This is a genomic window from Streptomyces sp. NBC_00390 (assembly GCF_036057275.1).
In the GTDB taxonomy this organism is placed as follows: domain Bacteria; phylum Actinomycetota; class Actinomycetes; order Streptomycetales; family Streptomycetaceae; genus Streptomyces.
The window spans coordinates 7,994,672-8,011,120 of record NZ_CP107945.1; the positions used below are offsets into that span (position 1 = coordinate 7,994,672).

Below are 16,449 nucleotides of genomic sequence, written 5' to 3' on the forward strand. Positions count from 1 at the left end.
CGGGAAACAGGGAAGGACCTCGTCATGCGCATCTTGCTGATCGGCGCCGGTGGTGTGGGTACGGCCATCACCCGGATCGCCGCCCGCCGTGGATTCTTCGAACGGATGGTCGTCGCCGACTACGACCAGGCGCGAGCCGAGGCTGCCGTGGCCGCCGTCGCGTCCGCCGGGAGCGGCTCCGGCGGACCGGAGGAAGGCCGGTTCGCCGCCGCCCGGATCGACGCATCGGACGAGGCGGCGGTCACGGAACTTCTCCGGCGGGAGCGCTGCGACGCCCTGCTGAACGCGACCGACCCCCGCTTCGTCATGCCGCTGTTCCGCGCGTCGCTCGCGGCAGGCGCACACTACCTCGACATGGCGATGTCCCTGTCGCATCCGCACCCGGAGCGGCCGTACGAGGAGTGCGGGGTCAAACTGGGCGACGAGCAGTTCTCGCTGGCGGACGACTGGGAGAAGTCGGGCCGGCTGGCCCTCGTCGGCATGGGAGTGGAGCCGGGTCTGTCGGATGTGTTCGCCCGCTACGCCGCCGACGAACTGTTCGACTCCATCGAGGAGGTCGGGATCCGGGACGGAGCGAACCTCACGGTGGAGGGCTACGACTTCGCGCCCTCGTTCAGTATCTGGACGACGATCGAGGAGTGCCTCAACCCGCCGGTGATCTTCGAGGCCGGCCGCGGCTGGTTCACGACACCGCCGTTCAGCGAGCCCGAGGTGTTCGACTTCCCCGAGGGCATCGGGCCGGTCGAGTGCGTCAACGTCGAGCATGAAGAGGTGCTGCTGATCCCGCGCTGGGTGGAGGCGAACCGGGTCACCTTCAAGTACGGCCTCGGCACGGACTTCATCAACACGCTGCAGGTCCTGCACCAGGTGGGTCTGGACAAGACCGATCCGGTCATGGTGAAGGGGCCCGAAGGGCCGGTCCAGGTCTCGCCGCGTGACGTGGTCGCGGCCTGCCTGCCCGATCCCGCCACTCTCGGCGACCGGATGCGCGGCAAGACCTGTGCGGGCACCTGGGTCAAGGGCACCAAGGACGGCCGGCCGCGCGAGGTCTACCTGTACCACGTCGTCGACAACGAGTGGTCCATGAAGGAGTACGGCAGCCAGGCCGTCGTGTGGCAGACGGCCGTCAACCCGGTGGTCGCCCTCGAACTCGTCGCGACCGACGCCTGGTCGGGGAGGGGCATTCTCGGGCCGGAAGCCTTCGACGCCCGTCCCTTCCTCGATCTCCTCGAGGAGTACGGCTCCCCCTGGGGCATGCGCGAGCAGTGAGCAGCGGGACGGCCCCGTCCAGGGGCCGTCCCGCTCGCGTCAGCCGAGTACGTTGAGTGCGCCCGGCTGCACCCGCACCGTCACGGGAAGCGTCGCGTCGACCTCGCCGTCGGCGCCGTACGGCACCTCCCGGTCGGCCTCGATACGGACCTCCTTGCCCCGCAGGATCTCCACCTGGGGACGCTTGAGGTGCGCGCCCGTCTTCAGTTCGTTCATCATCGTGAAGAACAGGCGCTTGGGGGCGTGCTGGATGACGACGACATCGAGCAGCCCGTCGTCGAGCCGCGCCTCCGGGGCGACCTTGCGGCCGAAGCCGTAGAAGCCGGAGTTGGCCGCGACGACCGTGTAGCCGAGCCGCTCGTGCTCCACGCCGTCGATGGTGATCCGGTACGCGGCGGGCCGCCACGACACGACCGCCCGCAGCCCGCCGGCGTAGTACGAGGCGGCACCGCGCAGCAGCCGGGAGGTGTTGGCGTACCGGTTGGCGACCGCGTCGACGCCCGCGTACACGCTGCCCAGCACGGTGGTCCTGGCGTGCACGGCCGACTCGACCTCGATCGTGTCGACGGCCCGTGGTTCGCCGTGCAGCAGCAGCTCGGCCAGGGGTGCCGGGTCGGAGGGCAGCCCCAGCGCGCGGGCGAAGTCGTTGCCGCGGCCGGCCGGCACGAGGCCGAACACGGTGTCCGTGCCGCTGAGGGCCCCGCCCACGCACCCGGCTATCCCGTCCCCGCCGACGGCGAGTACGACATGCCCCTGCTCGCCGGCCCGCCGGGCCAGCTCCTGCGCATGCTCGAGGCTGCGGCTGTACTGCGTGTCGAGCTGCGCGCCGGCCTCCCGCAGGAGCCGGGCCAGCGGAAGCAGGGCCGCCGTACCGCTGGAACCCCCTGCGGTCGGATTGACGACGGCGGTGAACTGTCGCATATAGGTGCCTTTCGGACAGCAGGGGGCTCGGTCAGCGGACGGGGATGAGCACGCCGGGATTGAGGACGGCAGCCGGGTCGAGTTCGGCCTTGACGGCCTTCAGGACGCGAATGCCGAGCGGACCGATCTCCTGGGTGAACCAGTCGCGGTGGTCGGTCCCGACGCCGTGATGGTGGCTGATGGTGCCGCCGGCCGCAAGGATCGCGTCGTTGGCGGCCCGCTTGACCGGGGCCCAGTGCGCGACCGGGTCGTCCCCCTGCGCCGAGACCACGGTGAAGTAGAGCGACGCGCCGTTCTCGTAGACGTGCGAGATGTGGCACATCACCAGCGGCGGCGTGCCGGCCTCCGTCAGGGTGGCCGTGAGGGCCTGGCGCACCTCGTCGTACAGCGCCGGCAGTGCGGACCAGAACCCGGCGGTCTCCAAGGTCTCGGCGAACGCGCCGGCGTCCAGCAGCGCGTCGCGCAGATAGGGCGCGTTGTAGCGCCCGTGGGCCCAGCGCTCGCCGGGCTCCTCACCCACGAACTCGCCCCCGCAGGCCAGGAGCACCTCGCGGGCACGGGTCCTGCGGTCCTCGGTGTCCTCGGGGGTGCCCTCGTAGCCGGCGATGGCCATGCATCCGCCCGGCTGCGGAGCGTCCGAGTTCCCGATCTTGTCCGGCTGGGCGAGACCGATGAAGGTCTCCGTCTCGTCCGACAGCCGCAGGACGGTCGGCCGCGGCCCGTCCTGGGCAAGCGTGCGCAGCGCTGCCGCGCCGGCCTCGAAGGAGGCGAAGCGCCACCCCTCGTAGACACGGGTCGCGGGCAGGGGCCGGATCCGCACGGTCACCGAGGTGATCACGCCGAGTGCGCCTTCGGAGCCGAGGACGAGCTGGCGCAGGTCGGGGCCGGCGGCCGAACGCGGCGCCCGTCCTGCCTCCCACGTGCCCTCGGGGGTGGCGACGGTGAGGCCGAGCACCATCTCGTCGAAGCGGCCGTAACCGGCCGAGGCCTGGCCACTGGAGCGGGCGGCGGCGAAACCGCCGATCGAGGCCCACTCGTACGACTGCGGGAAGTGGCCGAGCGTGAAGCCGCGCTCGTTGAGCAGCGCCTCCGCCTGGGGTGCGCGCAGCCCCGGCTGGAGGGTGGCGGTGCGCGAGACCTCGTCGAGTGCGAGCAGCCCGTCGAGGCGGCGCAGATCCAGCGCGACGAAGGACCGCTTCACCTCCGGGGCGAGACCGCCGACGACGGAGGTGCCGCCGCCGAAGGGGACCGCCGCCACGCCATGTTCGGCGCAGGCGCGCAGGACGGCCAGCACCTCGTCATGGCTGCCCGGAAGCAGGACGGCCGCCGGGATGTCGTCGACCTCACCGGCGCGGATGCGCAGCAGGTCCGGGGTGGACTTGCCGCGGGTGTGCCGGATGCGGCTCTCCGCGTCCGTGTGCACGTGCGCGTCGCCGACGCAGTCGGCAAGCGCCTGGCGCGCCCCGGCGGAAAGCGGGCTCTCGGGTACGTCGATGCCGTCGAGCACCGCCGGTCCCGTCTCGAGGGGCGTGACCCCGAGCAGGTCGCGCAGCAGACCGATCACCGAGTCGGGCAGCGGGGCCGCCTTGGCCGGGTCACCCCAGCCGCTCCACAGCATGTCTTGGGTCACTTGGGTCGTTCCTCACCGTCGATTTCGCAAGGCGCCGTGCCACACGGCCCGCTCTGGCATTACACTGTGACAGATGACGCCCATTCGTCACAACACCTCGGACACGGATGCTGTCCTCGACGCGGCACGCGACTGCGTCCTCGCCGTCGGCGTACGCCGCACGACCCTGACCGACGTGGCCCGCCGCGCCGGGGTGTCGCGCATGACGCTCTACCGCCGCTGGCCGGACGTCAGGACCCTGGTCGGCGACGTGATGACCAGGGAGTGGATCGGCCTTGCCGTGTCGGCCATGCCCGCGAGCGAGCCCGACGCCCCCACCCGCGTCCGGCTGGTCGACGGACTGGTCGCCGGAGTCGCGGCCTTCCGCGCGCACCCGCTCTTCCACAAGATCCTCGACGTGGACCCCGAGCTCCTGCTGCCCTATGTGCTCGACCGCCGCGGCGCCAGCCAGGACGCGCTGCTCGGGCTCATCGCCGGCGCGCTGAAGGAGGGCCACGCCGACGGATCCGTACGCGCGGCCCACCTCGACCGCCAGGCGCGATCGCTGCTGCTCGTCGTGCAGTCCTTCACGCTCTCGCTGCGCACCATGACCGACGGGACCGACCCCGAGCTCTCCGACTCGGCCTTCCTCGGCGAACTGCGCACCCTTCTGGAGAGGACCCTCACCCCATGAGCCGACCGAGCAACAGCCCCGCCCATGCCTCGTCGCTGAACGCGGCACGCCGCGCCCGCGAACTCGCCGAACTCGCCGACGGCACCGAGGTCGACGTCCTGGTCGTCGGCCTCGGCGCGACCGGTGCGGGCGCCGCCCTGGACGCAGCCTCCCGCGGACTGAGCGTCGCCGCGATCGATGCCCACGACCTCGCGTTCGGCACCTCCCGCTGGAGCTCCAAGCTCATCCACGGCGGACTTCGCTATCTCGCCACCGGCCAGATCGACGTCGCCCACGAAAGCGCCGTCGAGCGCGGTGTCCTCATGGAACGCACCGCCCCGCACCTGGTGCGCGCCCAGCCGTTCGTCCTGCCGCTGACCCCGCTGGTCTCCCGCGGCCAGGCCGCACTGGCCTGGGCCGGATTCCGCGCCGGCGACCTGCTGCGCGTCTCCGCCCGCACCTCACGCGCCACCCTGCCCGCCCCGCGCACCCTCTCCTCGGTGGAGACCCGCCACATGGCACCCGCTCTCCGGCCGACCGGCCTGCGCGGCGGACTGCTGTCCTGGGACGGCCAACTCACCGACGACGCACGCCTGGTGACCGCGATCGCCCGCACCGCGGCCGCCCATGGCGCCCGTGTCCTCACGCGCACCCGCGCCCTCTACCTCAGCGGTTCCGGTGCCCGCGTCCGCGACGAACTCACCGGCGAGGAACTGCTGATCCGGGCCCGTACGGTCATCAACGCCGCAGGTGTCTGGGCCGGCGGCCTGGTCGACGACATCCGGCTGCGCCCCTCGCGCGGCACGCATCTCGTCCTGCGTTCAGAGGACCTCGGCAGTCTCACCGCCGGCATGCACATCCCGATCCCCGGCGAGAGCAGCCGTTTCGTGCTCGTGCTGCCCCAGGGCGACGGCCGCGTCTACGTGGGGCTCACCGACGAACCCGTCGACGGCGACATCCCGGACGTACCCGAAGTGCCCGAGACCGACATCGGTTTCCTGCTCGATGTACTCGGCTCCGCCCTCGACATCGGTGTGACCCGGGACGACGTCGTGGGAGCCTTCGCCGGGCTGCGGCCGCTGCTGGACGCGGGCGCCTCGGGCCGTACCGCCGACATCTCCCGCAAGCACGCGGTGCTGACCGCGCCCGACGGAGTCGTCACGGTGGTCGGCGGCAAGCTCACCACCTACCGGCGCATGGCCCAGGACGCGCTCGACGCGGCGGTGGCGGCCGTCGGCCTGGCAGCGGGCCCGTGCCGTACGGCCTCCCTGCCCCTGATCGGCGCCGCCCCTCCCGCCACGCTCGCGGGCATCGACGCGCCCCGGCGGCTGGTCCGCCGCTACGGCACGGAGGCCCCCGCCGTCCACGCACTCGGCCTCGCCGACCCGTCCCTGGCCCGCCCCGTGGTACCCGGGCATCCGGTCACCGGAGCCGAACTCGTGTGGGCGGTACGGCACGAGGGCGCGCTCGACGAGTCCGACGTCCTCGACCGCCGCACCCGTATCGGCCTGGTCCCGCACGATCGCGAGGCGGCCCACGCCGCGGCCGGGGAGGCCCTGGCCCGCTGACGAGCGGGCCGGACCCCGGCGACACCTGTTCCCGAGGGGCCGCCGCCCTTGTCAGTACGGCCAGTTGCTCAAGGCGGCCCCGCGGCCGAAGAGCCCCCGGAGCACATCACCGGCGAACTCCAGGCCGGCCTGCTCCCTGGACGTGAGCTCACGGGGCTCATCGGCACGGTCCGCGGCTGCGGACCTTGTGGTGAGAAGTCCGGCCACCAGGAGGCCGGACAGGACGACGGCCAGCCGACGGAACGTACGGGGTCCTAGGTGTGGGTGACCGCTGTGTGCAGATCCCACGGTTACGGAGCCTTCGGCGCGAACGTGTGCGACAGTTCGGGCGTTCGCGCGAACGGACCAGCGAAGCGGCTCGTCGGGCGGGGTGCCAGTGCCCGCGATCGGCCCAATCCCGCGTCGGCCGCAGGCGTGCGGTCACACTCGGGGGCAGTCGCGCCGGCTGTGAGGAGGGGACGTGGATCCGAGCCCCCGGGCCCTCACACCGCTGCTGATCGTCCTGACGCTGTCCACCGGAGTGGTGGAAGCGGCCTGTTTCCTGCAACTGGGGCCCGTCTTCACGGCCATGCAGACGGGCAACGTCCTGTTTCTCGCTTTCGGCGCGGCGGGGGAGGGCGGCCTGTCGACCATGGTTCCGGCCGTCTCGCTCGGCTCCTTCGCCGTCGGCACCGTGATCGGCGCCAGGATGGAGCCGCGGCTCGAGGCCCGTACACACCGGTGGCTCGTCCTCGCCCTCGCGGTCGAGGGCCTGCTCATCTCGGCCGCCGGTCTCACGGCATGGGGACTCGTGCTGTCGCCGAGCACCACGTCCGCCCGGCAGGTCCTGGTGACTGCGGTGCTCGCGGTCGCCATGGGCATGCGAAACGTCACCACGACGCGCGCGCACGTCCCCGCCCTGAGCACGACGCTGGTCACCACCTCGACCACGACCGCGCTGCTGAGCAGCTCCCCGTTCGGACACGACCCGGCCATCGGCCACCGTGCCGGAGCGGCGAAGCGCCGTTCCGCCTCGATCCTCGCGATGTTCGTCGGGGGTCTGATCGGTGCGTACCTCATTCACCTGGGCTGGTCGGTGTCCGCGCTGCTGTTCCTGGCCGCCGCTGTCCTCCTGGCCACGACCGTCGTGTATGTCCGGCAGCCGAACCCGACGCGGGGTGAGGATCCCCCGGCGCAGGAATGAGCCGGCGCGTGCCGCTCGACGGCCGGTGCCTCAGATCTGGAGCTCCGGCGGGAAACCGGTCCAGCAAAGATCCTCGGGAAGGTGGCTCATATCGTTGAAGAACATCACCGACGAGGGCCGGCCCGGCGCGTACCGGATGACCGTCAGTGCGGCGTTGGCGCAGTTCAGGCCCATCCACCGCCACTTCGGAGCGTCGAGGGCGTCCCGCACCAGCCAGGCGACGAGGAAGGCGTGCGTGACGATCAGCTCATGCAGGGGCTCGTCGCCCTCGACGGGTCCGGTGAACCGTGCGAGAGCCGCCCGCGCCCACTGCGGACCATTCTCACGCTCCTCGGCCGGGAACTGGGCCAGACGGCCGAGCATGGCGTCGGCCGATTCCGCCGGCAGTTCGTCGCGCTGCGGAAGGTAGGGGATGTAGTCCCCGGCCGGCTCCGACGGCTGCAGGGACACATCACCGAGCTGGGCGCGGATCAGCTGGGCCGTCTGCCACGCCCGCGGGAGGGGACCGTGGTGTATCGCCGTGATCGGGCTGCGCCGAAGCCGCTCGCCCAGCAGCACGGCCTGGCGGCGTCCGTTCTCCGTCAGCTCGCTCTCGTCCGGCGAGGCCTCGCCGTGCCGTGCGAGATAGAGGTAGCGGGCAGCAGCACCGGGCATGTGCGGAATCCCCTGTTCAGCTCGGCGTCCGTGATCTTGCTCTTGCCCGGACGGACGCTGACAGCGGCCCCGCGGTTCCACGACGTGTTCCGACCGCCTCACCCTGGCGGACGGCCGCCACGGCGGGTCTCGAGGGTCCACATGTGGGTGCAGCTGGGGCACTGGAGATGGACCCGGGTGCCCTTGTTGGAGATCAGGAAGCGCCAGTGGTCACGGCAGTTGCGCCCGTCGGCGCAGGGGGCGCAGTCACGTGCGTCGTCGCAGCCGGGGCAGGGGACCCAGGCGCGGCGGGCGTGGTCCGCCTGCGGATCAATGGGCAGCCGCACGGCCCGGCTCCCCTCCCGGCAGGACACCGGCGGCCACGAGCATGTCGTACGTGCGCTGCTGTTCGGCGTCGAGGCCCGAGTACAGCAGCGCGTAGGCCTCGTCCTCGGAGCGGAGGGCGGCAGCCGGGTCCCAGTCCGGTCCGAGCGCGGTCACGACCTCGGCCCGTCGCCGGGCCTCCTCGAAGGTGAGGTCGATCGTGAAGGCTATGTGGTCGGCTGCGCGGTCCTGGTCCATGGCGAGACTTCCGGCTGGTGCGGGCAGGGCTCAGCCACGTCTACCAGAGGTCCACCGGTGCCGGAAAGCGCCCTGGAATCATCCCCTCCGTTTGTCGGGAGTCCTGGCCCTTCCATCGAAAATGGAGCAAGGCGGACCAATCGCGGCACGGGTGACAGGCTTATCCGGCCTATTGGTTGATTTGTCGCTGGCGAATGGTTGCGTACGGATGTGACGCACATCATTCGCCTGCGCCTCGTTCCGGCTCCGGGGGGACGAGGCGTGGGAGCGTCGGCGGGCGTCGGTAAACGGCTGGTGGTCCAGACCTTTTGGCTGATAGATCTCGCCTACGTGACGGATGAATGTGCGACGGGCGGGCACGCCCCTGCCCCTGCCCCTGCCCCTGCCACTGAGTTGACCGATCCGGCCCGCCTGGACGGCGTGGCGGCGGAGCGGCCGGGGCTGTGGAACGGCAACTTCCGGCTGTTCCTCGTGGCCCGGGCGGTGGCAGTGTTCGGCGACGGCATGGTGCCCGTCGCACTGGCCGCGGGCCTGCTGGGCGAGGGGCGTCCGGCCTCCTCGGTATCGGTGCCCGGCGTGGCGAGCACGATTCCCCGTATATCGGCCGACGTGCAGCAGGCCAACGCGGTGCTGCGGGTCACTGCGAGGCGCTCGGCCGCTCTCGCCGCCACCGGCCACTCGTCCGGCTGCGCACCTGCGACAGCGGCCCGTAGCCGGGCGCAGTCCGGCGGTCCGCTGTCGTCAGGCGCGATGGCTGCCGTAATACATGCCGATCTGCTCGTGAAACTCCGGGTTTCCGACGTACTGTTCCTTGTCGAACTCCGGCGCCGCCTTGATCTGGTCTTTGGTGCGGCTGACGAAGATGGTTTCGCCTGCCGTGTCGATGCGGGTGACGGTGCCCGCGGGCAGCAGCACATGCTTACCGAAGATCCAGATGCCGATGTCGACGACAAGGTATGCGGACCCGACGTCATCGGAATGCTTGTCGACCCTGCCGATGCTCCCGTCCAGCGCCTCGACCTTGAAGCCGGCCAGCTCGATGCCGGCGGCGTGGCCACTCGCGGACGGGTAGTTCCAGATGTTCTCGCTCATCGGACGCCTCTCATGGGAAGCGGACACGGCTTGCCTCCGCGGAGGCTTTTCACGTTATGCCGACGCGCGAAAGAGGGACACCGGGGAGCGGGTGCGAGCCGGTGACGTCACCCGGCCGGAGCATCGGTGCGCGCGGACGGCACCCTCGCGGCGTGACCTTCCCGGCTTGACGCCCGGGAAGGTCACGACAGACGGTGCGTGCCCTCAGAGGCTGAACTCCGCAGGAGACAGACCCAGTGCCGAACACGCTTCCCGGATGACCTGCTCCTCGGCCGGCGCGACGAAGCCGTCCGCCCCGGCGACGACAAGGCCGGTCTGGATCACGGCCCTGGCCTCGGTCTGCTTCTTCGCCGCCTTCGCGATGTCCTGCATCGCCTCGGCCTTCCCCTGCTGGAAGTTGCCCGCGAGCAGGTCGACGTGCTTGTTGAACCGCTGACGCAACTGGTCCGGGGGGAAGTTCTGCAGGACGTCATTGCCCAGAATCAGCGATTCGACATGCTGCCTCTCGGCCGGGTCGACATGCCCGTCGGCGGCGGCCACCAGGGCACACATCGCCATGCTGGCATCCCGGTAGGCGCCGCTCTTCAGCTCGGCCTTCACTGAAGTGAGCTGCGACTTCAGCGCCTTCACCAGAAGGGCCTTCGGCCCGCCCCCAGAGCCCGATCCGGATCCGTGACCGCTCGAGCCCCGCACCCCCTGGGCCTGCTGCAGAATCTTGGCCTGGTCCTTGATCCGATCCCACATCGCCACCGGTGCCACCTCGGCTTCTCTTCGGTTCGTTCCGACGTCGTCAGCGCGTTGCCGCGCGTCATCGTGGCAACGCTCGTTCCCCGGCAAGAAGTTCCGGCTCGTCGCCGCGTCACCCGTTCGCCCTGACCCATGGCGAGCGGTCGCGCTCGATGTCACGGGGTGTACGGGGCATCGCTGTGGTGGAGTTCGACCATGGCAGGCCCCGTCACTTGGTAGACGGCGGTCCGCCTGAGCGTCACCACGGCCGCGGGATCGGAGTCACCGCGGGTGAGGTAGACGACGGTCGCCTGCTTCGGGGGCTCCGAGGAGATGCCGACCGAAACAACCGGAGTGCGGTCGCCGAGTGAGGCCGCGGCCGCCGGAACCGGCGTCCCGGCGTCGTTGCGCCAGGTGACCAGGCCGTAGAACTTGCCTGTTCCCCCTGTCGTCACCTTGATGGCCCCCACGGCGTCCGCTGCCGGATCCCCGGTCATGTCCCCGATGCCGCACTGCGGCTGCAGTTCGATCACCACGCCGTCGCCTTCCCACCGTCCGTCCGTGAGGGCGATGGTCCCTTCGGGGGCGTCGGGCAACCGCAGCGAGGAGTTCTGCAACTCGGCGTTCCGTAGCTGATCGCAGGTGAGTGCACCGGTCGAGCCGCTGCCGCCCGGCTTCTTCGATGCGTCCTGCGACGGCTTGGCCGATTCTTTTCCGTCGCCCTTGCCCTTGTCACCGTCAGGCGTCTTCGCAGAAGCCGCCGGCTCGGGTGGCTTCGATCCCGCGCTCTCCCCGGCGTCTCCTGTGTCCTTGCACCCCACTGCAGCCGACGCCAGCACGGCGGAGGCGATCAGCCATGCTCCGCGTCTCGTCCACCCTCTGGATCTGTTCACCGCAGGTTCCCCCCATTTGGTCGCATCACCAGGCCGCGCGCGCGGCCAACAGGGTCGAAGACGCGCCATTTCCCACCACGGTTGCGGATCACGGGCGGTACTGTCCCACGACGCGCCCCGTGCGGGTCACAGGCGATGCAGACGGACCTCGCCCAGCCGCCCGTCGGTCACCTCCGCGGTCATGTACGTGCAGTGCGGCTGCCGCCTGCGGTCGGTCGGTGAGCCGGGATTGAGCAGCCGCAGACCCCCGGCTGCGGTCGTGTCCCAGGGGATGTGACTGTGTCCGAACACCAGAACGTCCAGGTCGGGGAAGCGCTCGGCGCAACGGCGTTCACGGCCCTGGGCAGGCCCGGTCTCGTGGACGGCTCCGAAGCGAACGCCGCCCAGCTCTGCCCGGGCCACCTCGGGCAGCCGGGCACGCAGTTCGGGACCGTCGTTGTTGCCGTACACCGCGACCAGCCGGGACGCGCGCGTCTGCAGCAGGTGGAGCGTGCGGACATCGACCCAGTCGCCGGCATGGAACACCACATCGGCCGACTCGATCCCCTCCAGCAGCTCGGCCGGCAGCTCACGTGCCCGCTTGGGCAGGTGGGTGTCCGAGGTCAGCAGCAGGTGCATGCTCTCCACTCCGGGTGAGGGGACCGTGGCATCACGGCGCAACCCTGCCAGGAGCGTACTTACGGGCTACCGCCGCCAAGGCCGCCGCGCCCACGAGAGCGAGCGCGGCAGCGACCCTCAGCACACCCTCGATCGCGGGCCCGTCGGAGGCCGCACGGGACGCGGATCCGCTGACCGCCTCCAGGACGGTGGACGCCACGGCCACCGCCACGGCGCCGAACAGCACCAGCGAAGTGAGCACCAGCCCCGACGCGGCGGCGAGCCGGGAGGCGGGTACGTAGGACTGTGTGGCGACATTGGTGAGCGCCCAGCCGAGCCCGAGGCCGACGCCCACGAGGGCGAAGACCGCGGCGTAGAGGGCCAGTGAGGTGACCCAGGTGAGGCCGAGCAGGCTGAGACCGCTCAACAGCATTCCGGCGGCCATCAGCGACTCCGGGCGCCAGTGCTGCGCCAGCCGCCCCGACCAGTAACTGGCGGCTCCCGCTCCGGCGGACAGGGAGAGGAAGACGAGGCCGGACTCGAGCGGCGGCAGACCGCGCGCCTGTTGCAGGTAGAGCGCGGACAGTACGGCCACGAGGCAGTACACGACATTGGACAGTGACCCGGCGAGGGTGACGGTGACGAAGGGGCCGTTCCGCAGCAGCGACAGATCCAGCAGCGGCTCGGCGGTCCGCTGCTCCATGACGACGAAAACGACCAGCAGGACCGCACCCCCGATCAGACATAGGAGGGTGGCCGGTGCACCCCATCCCCACTGGCTGCCCTGGTCGACGGCGAGCATGAGGGCGGCGAGTCCGCCGGCCACGGCGCACGCTCCCTTGATGTCCAGGCTGTGGCCGGCCTTCTCGTCCCTGGTCTCGCCGACGTACCGCAACATGAGGCAGGCCGCGACCGCACAGAACGGAACGTTGAGCAGGAAGACCGCGCGCCAGCTGACGTACTCCGCGAACGCGCCTCCGACGAAGGGACCCAGAGCGGTGCCGATCGCACTGAAGGCGAGCACCGTGGCGACCGCCCGGCCCTGCCGGTCATCACGGAAGTACGCGGTGACCACGGCCACCGCGACCGGGAAGATGAGCGCCGCGGTCGCGCCTTGGACCACGCGCCCGACGACGAGCCACACCTCGTTCTGTGCGGCGCTGCACACAATCGAGAGGACGGCGAATCCGCTCAGGCCGATCACGATGATCCGCCGTCTGCCGTGCACGTCGGCGGCCCGCCCGCCTGTGATCATCAACGCGCCCAGCGTCAGCATGTATCCGCTGACCAGCCATTGCAGATCCGTCGTGGGGGTGTCGAAGTCGCGGGCGATGACCGGCAGCATGAGGTTCAGGGCGAACCAGTCCATCTGCACAAGGAGCATGGACAGGGAGGCCGCGGCAATCACGGCCCGGTCCCGGCCGGAGAACAGCCGCGACCTCGTCCCTGCGGTGGCGGTATCTCCCATGGACGCTCGCTTTCCGGCGCGTGGCTCCATCGTGGCATCGCCGGACGCATCCTGCGAGCGTGGTCCCGGGCGTCCGTGGCGGGAAGCGGGCAACACTGTGCACGCCTACGCGCCGTACTCCCGGTCGTGGACGGGTGCGTTCGGGAGCTGGCTCTCCAGGGATTCCCGGTAGAGGACGCAGCCGCGCAGGAACCGCGGCCACGGGGGTACGGCCACGTCCGGTTCCACGCGTTCCGGCAGCAGACCCCACAGCTGGGGTTGGTGCCAGCACAGGTCGTGTCCCGTACTGTCACGGTGCGCGCGGATACCGGCTCGCAAGCGCCGCACCTCGGCGAGCAGTTCGTCCCGGCCCAGCCCATGAAGATCATCGTCCAGGTCCATGGCGGCACTCTAGGTACCCGGCAGGCCCGACGGGGGAGCCGCTCCGCACGTGGAGGAACGGATCACCCCTCGCCGCCGCCTGCTGTCGCTTCCCGCATTCACACGGAGGCCGTGAGCCGGCGCCGCAGCTCCTCCTCCGGCACGTCCTCCAGGTGGGTCAGGAAGACCCACATGTGGCCCGAAGGATCCTTGAGGATGACGGTCCGGTCGCCGTGGAACATGTCCGTCGGCGGCTGGAGGATCTCGGCGCCCGCGGCCTGCGCGCCCTCGGCCAGTGCGTCGACGTCCGGCACGAAGACATGCAGGGTGACGGTGGTGCCGCCGCCGAGCGAGGCAGGCGCGGCGAAGGCGGCGGCCTCCGTCGCCTCCACGCTCGCGTCGCCCAGCATGAGGGCCGAGAGGCCGATCCTGATCTCGGCGTGCAGGATTCCGCCGCCCGGAGCGTCGATCCGGAACTCCTCATGTGCGCCGAACGCCCGCCGGTAGAAGTCGATCGCCGCTGCTGCGTCGTCGACCATGATGTGCGGGATCACCGCGTAGCGGTAGCGGTCGGGGACCACGGTGTCCATGGTGATCTCGGCCATGACGGACCTCCTTGAAGCGGTGCCGCGGGCCGGTCCCGGCGGCACTGAAAGGACCGTAAAAGCTCAAGTTTGGTTGAGGTCAAGAACCGGCATCGTCCTCGAGAACCCCGGAGCAGAGTGTCGGGCTGCTCCAGATACAGGTCGTGTCCCTGACCCCCGGGCGACCGTGTCCCATTCGCCCGCGTGGCCGGCCGGACCGTGCAGCAGGCCGACGGGCTGCCAGGCGCCGCCCCAGGCGCGGCACGCGAGCTGTACCCCGTCGCGTACGACCATGCGCTCGGGCCATGACATGAAGTGCCTTTCGGGGACGGGCCAATGGGACGTGCCCGGCAGGGAAGGTGGTGAGCGAGTGCGGCGAAGGGTCGGCGGGGTGAAGCAGGTCTCCGTCGTGAGCGGTCACCCCGTCGTGCCGTGACCGGAGCGATCCCTCATGGCACCAGCCGGTCCGAGACGTTCGGCCGGATCGGCCTCCTCGGCGGGTCAGGCCGGGTGCCCCGGAGTGAGATCGACGACGTCCGCGAGGCTGAGCAGCGTGGGTTCGCCCGCCACGGCCCGGGCCTCGGCCACGGGTGCCAGGAGGAATCCCACGTGGTCGCCTCCTTCGAGGCGGTCCTCCACCCGCCCGACGAACCAGGCGCAGGCGCCGTCGAGCACCGGTGTGCCGGCGTGCTCCGGATGCCAGGGGACGCGTGCGAACTTGTCCGTACGATCACCGGTTTCGCCGCCGAACAGCTCGGCCAGGGAACGATCCTGCCGGCGCAGCAGGTGCACGCCCAGATGCGAGGCGTTCCGCGCCACGCGGTACGTGCGGTTCGCCGTGGACAGCCACACGACGAAGCGGGGCGGGTGGATCGAGCACTGCGAGGCGAACCCCACCAGGCACCCTGCCCGCTCGCCTGCCGCTGCGGCGGTCACGACGTACATCGGACAGTCGAGCAGATCGGTGAACGGGTCGAGCTCCACGAAGGGGACCGTACCCGGCGCCGTCCTCGGCCCGGCCCCGCCCCGCCGTCACGTGAATCGGTACATCACCTGCGGCGCGCCCCATTCCTCGAACCTGCCGACCAGGACGCCTCCGAGAGCATCGAGGAGCTGCCGGGAGCGCTCGTTGGCCTCCTGGGTGACCGCCGCCACGCCGGGGACCTTGGACTTCACCTCGGCCGACGCCCAGCTGACGGCGGCGGCCACGGCCTCGCGGGCGTAGCCGCGGCCCCGGTGTTCCGGCAGAAACTGATACGACACTCCGGTGCGGCCGTCACGTGCGTCCGGCTCCACCAGCACCAGTCCGAGGAGGCAGTCGTCCTCGCGTCGTACCACGCTGAAGACGCCGGTGGCCCCGACGCACCTCTGCCCGCGCAGGCGCACCACGTCCTCGGCGACGGGGCCGCCGAGATACCGGCGCACCTCCGCATCCGTCCACAGGCGAGCGATCGCCGGCACGTCGGAGGACACAACCGGACGCAGTTCCAGGCGAGTCGTGGCAAGTGTGGCGGGCCAGTACGGCGCAGCGTACGCGGACGTCATGGGCGCGATCATGTCATCGGCCCGTGCCGGTCCGTCGCACCGCCGGCCCGCCCGGGTCTCGGACCAGGCGCAGGCTTGTGGCCGCGCACTCCGGGTAACCGCATGGCACATGAGAGGACTTGAAGGGGAGACACATGGGGACCGGAGCCCACGGCACGGCGGCACAGCACGACACATCGCGGACGAGCACGCGGGACGGGCCCATGACACCGTTGCTGAGAGGCCTCGCCATGCTGCTCGCGCTCGCGGCCACCGCCGCCTTCAGCGTGGTGCTCGCGCGCCTGACACTGGAGCCCTCCGCGGCCTCCGAGCCGTTGACTCACAGTAATCTCCGGCCGGGCGACTCCATCCGTGACTACCTCACACAGCCCGCGCTGCGTGACACCGTCAAGCAGCTGGGCGGAAATCTGGTCCTGGGGGTTCCGTTCGGTCTGCTTCTGCCGGTGCTCGTACCGCGGGCACGGGGCCTGCTGCGGGTGGTGGTGGCGACGGCTTTGGTGATGACGCTGGTCGAGCTGGTTCAGGGCGCTCTTGTGACCGGTCGTGCATTCGATGTCGATGATGTCATCCTGAACACGACGGGCGCCCTCCTCGGATACCTCCTGCTGGGCCGCCGGCTCGGCCGTGCCGTGCACCCGCGCCGGCATCACTGGTGGCACCGCTGGACGGGGAACGGGACGAGGACCGAGCCCACCCGCGGGTCACGCGAAAAGTGACCGAATTCTGCCGCACCAGCGCAACGGCGG

At 70.9% G+C, this 16,449-nt stretch carries 20 protein-coding genes; 5 read left to right on the forward strand and 15 right to left on the reverse strand.

What is annotated here, in order from left to right; all coding sequences use genetic code 11:
• Nucleotides 1-24: 24 nt before the first annotated feature.
• The gene (locus OHS70_RS35565) at nt 25-1,269 is read left to right on the forward strand and encodes a saccharopine dehydrogenase family protein (RefSeq protein WP_328404498.1); all 1,245 of its coding nucleotides are present in this window, start codon (nt 25-27) and stop codon (nt 1,267-1,269) included.
• A gap of 39 nt (nt 1,270-1,308) precedes the next feature.
• Here the strand turns inward: OHS70_RS35565 and OHS70_RS35570 are convergent, their stop codons facing one another.
• On the reverse strand, nt 1,309-2,190 hold the full coding sequence (locus OHS70_RS35570; RefSeq protein ID WP_328404500.1) for a diacylglycerol/lipid kinase family protein: 882 nt from the start codon (nt 2,188-2,190) through the stop codon (nt 1,309-1,311).
• Between the two features lie 31 nt (nt 2,191-2,221).
• A complete protein-coding gene (locus OHS70_RS35575; RefSeq protein ID WP_328406129.1) occupies nt 2,222-3,808 on the reverse strand; it encodes an FAD-binding oxidoreductase in 1,587 nt (528 codons plus the stop codon).
• A gap of 85 nt (nt 3,809-3,893) precedes the next feature.
• Here OHS70_RS35575 and OHS70_RS35580 point away from each other — a divergent pair, with 85 nt between their 5' ends.
• Together OHS70_RS35580 and OHS70_RS35585 are read left to right on the forward strand one after the other, a co-directional pair.
• Nucleotides 3,894-4,493 (forward strand): TetR/AcrR family transcriptional regulator, encoded by a 600-nt coding sequence (locus OHS70_RS35580; RefSeq protein WP_328404502.1) that lies wholly within the window; start codon nt 3,894-3,896, stop codon nt 4,491-4,493.
• Nucleotides 4,490-6,040, forward strand: a complete 1,551-nt coding sequence (locus tag OHS70_RS35585) for a glycerol-3-phosphate dehydrogenase/oxidase (RefSeq protein ID WP_328404504.1) — start codon at nt 4,490-4,492, stop codon at nt 6,038-6,040. The genes OHS70_RS35580 and OHS70_RS35585 overlap by 4 nt, the downstream gene beginning before the upstream one ends.
• Nucleotides 6,041-6,091: 51 nt before the next feature.
• On the opposite strand, the gene OHS70_RS35590 is transcribed toward OHS70_RS35585, so the two are convergent.
• Nucleotides 6,092-6,328 carry a hypothetical protein gene (locus tag OHS70_RS35590; protein WP_328404506.1) on the reverse strand — a complete coding sequence of 79 codons (237 nt, stop codon included), beginning with the start codon at nt 6,326-6,328 and terminating at the stop codon, nt 6,092-6,094.
• 172 nt (nt 6,329-6,500) lie between these two features.
• On the opposite strand from OHS70_RS35590, the gene OHS70_RS35595 reads away from it, so the two are divergent.
• A complete protein-coding gene (locus OHS70_RS35595) occupies nt 6,501-7,223 on the forward strand; it encodes a YoaK family protein (protein ID WP_328404508.1) in 723 nt (240 codons plus the stop codon).
• A gap of 30 nt (nt 7,224-7,253) precedes the next feature.
• Here OHS70_RS35595 and OHS70_RS35600 read toward each other — a convergent pair whose 3' ends face one another.
• The 12 genes from OHS70_RS35600 to OHS70_RS35660 form a co-directional block, all read right to left on the reverse strand.
• The gene (locus OHS70_RS35600; RefSeq protein ID WP_328404510.1) at nt 7,254-7,877 is read right to left on the reverse strand and encodes a histidine phosphatase family protein; all 624 of its coding nucleotides are present in this window, start codon (nt 7,875-7,877) and stop codon (nt 7,254-7,256) included.
• A gap of 98 nt (nt 7,878-7,975) precedes the next feature.
• Nucleotides 7,976-8,203, reverse strand: coding sequence for a hypothetical protein (locus OHS70_RS35605; RefSeq protein ID WP_328404512.1), 228 nt, complete (start codon nt 8,201-8,203; stop codon nt 7,976-7,978).
• Entirely contained in the window at nt 8,187-8,438 is a 252-nt protein-coding gene (locus OHS70_RS35610) for a DUF6400 family protein (protein WP_328404514.1), read from the reverse strand. Before OHS70_RS35610 ends, OHS70_RS35605 begins: the two co-directional genes overlap by 17 nt.
• A 741-nt stretch (nt 8,439-9,179) precedes the next feature.
• Nucleotides 9,180-9,530: a PRC-barrel domain containing protein gene (locus OHS70_RS35620; protein WP_328404516.1), complete on the reverse strand. Its 351-nt coding sequence runs from the start codon at nt 9,528-9,530 to the stop codon at nt 9,180-9,182.
• A 204-nt stretch (nt 9,531-9,734) separates the two neighbouring features.
• Entirely contained in the window at nt 9,735-10,280 is a 546-nt protein-coding gene (locus tag OHS70_RS35625) for a tellurite resistance TerB family protein (protein WP_328404518.1), read from the reverse strand.
• 152 nt (nt 10,281-10,432) lie between these two features.
• Nucleotides 10,433-11,149: a hypothetical protein gene (locus OHS70_RS35630; protein WP_328404520.1), complete on the reverse strand. Its 717-nt coding sequence runs from the start codon at nt 11,147-11,149 to the stop codon at nt 10,433-10,435.
• Between the two features lie 126 nt (nt 11,150-11,275).
• The gene (locus OHS70_RS35635) at nt 11,276-11,767 is read right to left on the reverse strand and encodes a metallophosphoesterase family protein (RefSeq protein ID WP_328404522.1); all 492 of its coding nucleotides are present in this window, start codon (nt 11,765-11,767) and stop codon (nt 11,276-11,278) included.
• A 31-nt stretch (nt 11,768-11,798) separates the two neighbouring features.
• The gene (locus tag OHS70_RS35640) at nt 11,799-13,214 is read right to left on the reverse strand and encodes an MFS transporter (RefSeq protein ID WP_328404524.1); all 1,416 of its coding nucleotides are present in this window, start codon (nt 13,212-13,214) and stop codon (nt 11,799-11,801) included.
• Nucleotides 13,215-13,319: 105 nt separating this feature from the next.
• On the reverse strand, nt 13,320-13,595 hold the full coding sequence (locus OHS70_RS35645; protein WP_328404526.1) for a hypothetical protein: 276 nt from the start codon (nt 13,593-13,595) through the stop codon (nt 13,320-13,322).
• A 98-nt stretch (nt 13,596-13,693) separates the two neighbouring features.
• Nucleotides 13,694-14,179: a VOC family protein gene (locus tag OHS70_RS35650; RefSeq protein ID WP_328404528.1), complete on the reverse strand. Its 486-nt coding sequence runs from the start codon at nt 14,177-14,179 to the stop codon at nt 13,694-13,696.
• 480 nt (nt 14,180-14,659) lie between these two features.
• Nucleotides 14,660-15,103, reverse strand: coding sequence for a flavin reductase family protein (locus OHS70_RS35655; protein ID WP_328406131.1), 444 nt, complete (start codon nt 15,101-15,103; stop codon nt 14,660-14,662).
• Nucleotides 15,104-15,190: 87 nt separating this feature from the next.
• Nucleotides 15,191-15,703: a GNAT family N-acetyltransferase gene (locus OHS70_RS35660; protein ID WP_328404530.1), complete on the reverse strand. Its 513-nt coding sequence runs from the start codon at nt 15,701-15,703 to the stop codon at nt 15,191-15,193.
• Nucleotides 15,704-15,906: 203 nt separating this feature from the next.
• On the opposite strand from OHS70_RS35660, the gene OHS70_RS35665 reads away from it, so the two are divergent.
• Nucleotides 15,907-16,419: a VanZ family protein gene (locus OHS70_RS35665; protein ID WP_328404532.1), complete on the forward strand. Its 513-nt coding sequence runs from the start codon at nt 15,907-15,909 to the stop codon at nt 16,417-16,419.
• Nucleotides 16,420-16,449 lie beyond the last annotated feature (30 nt).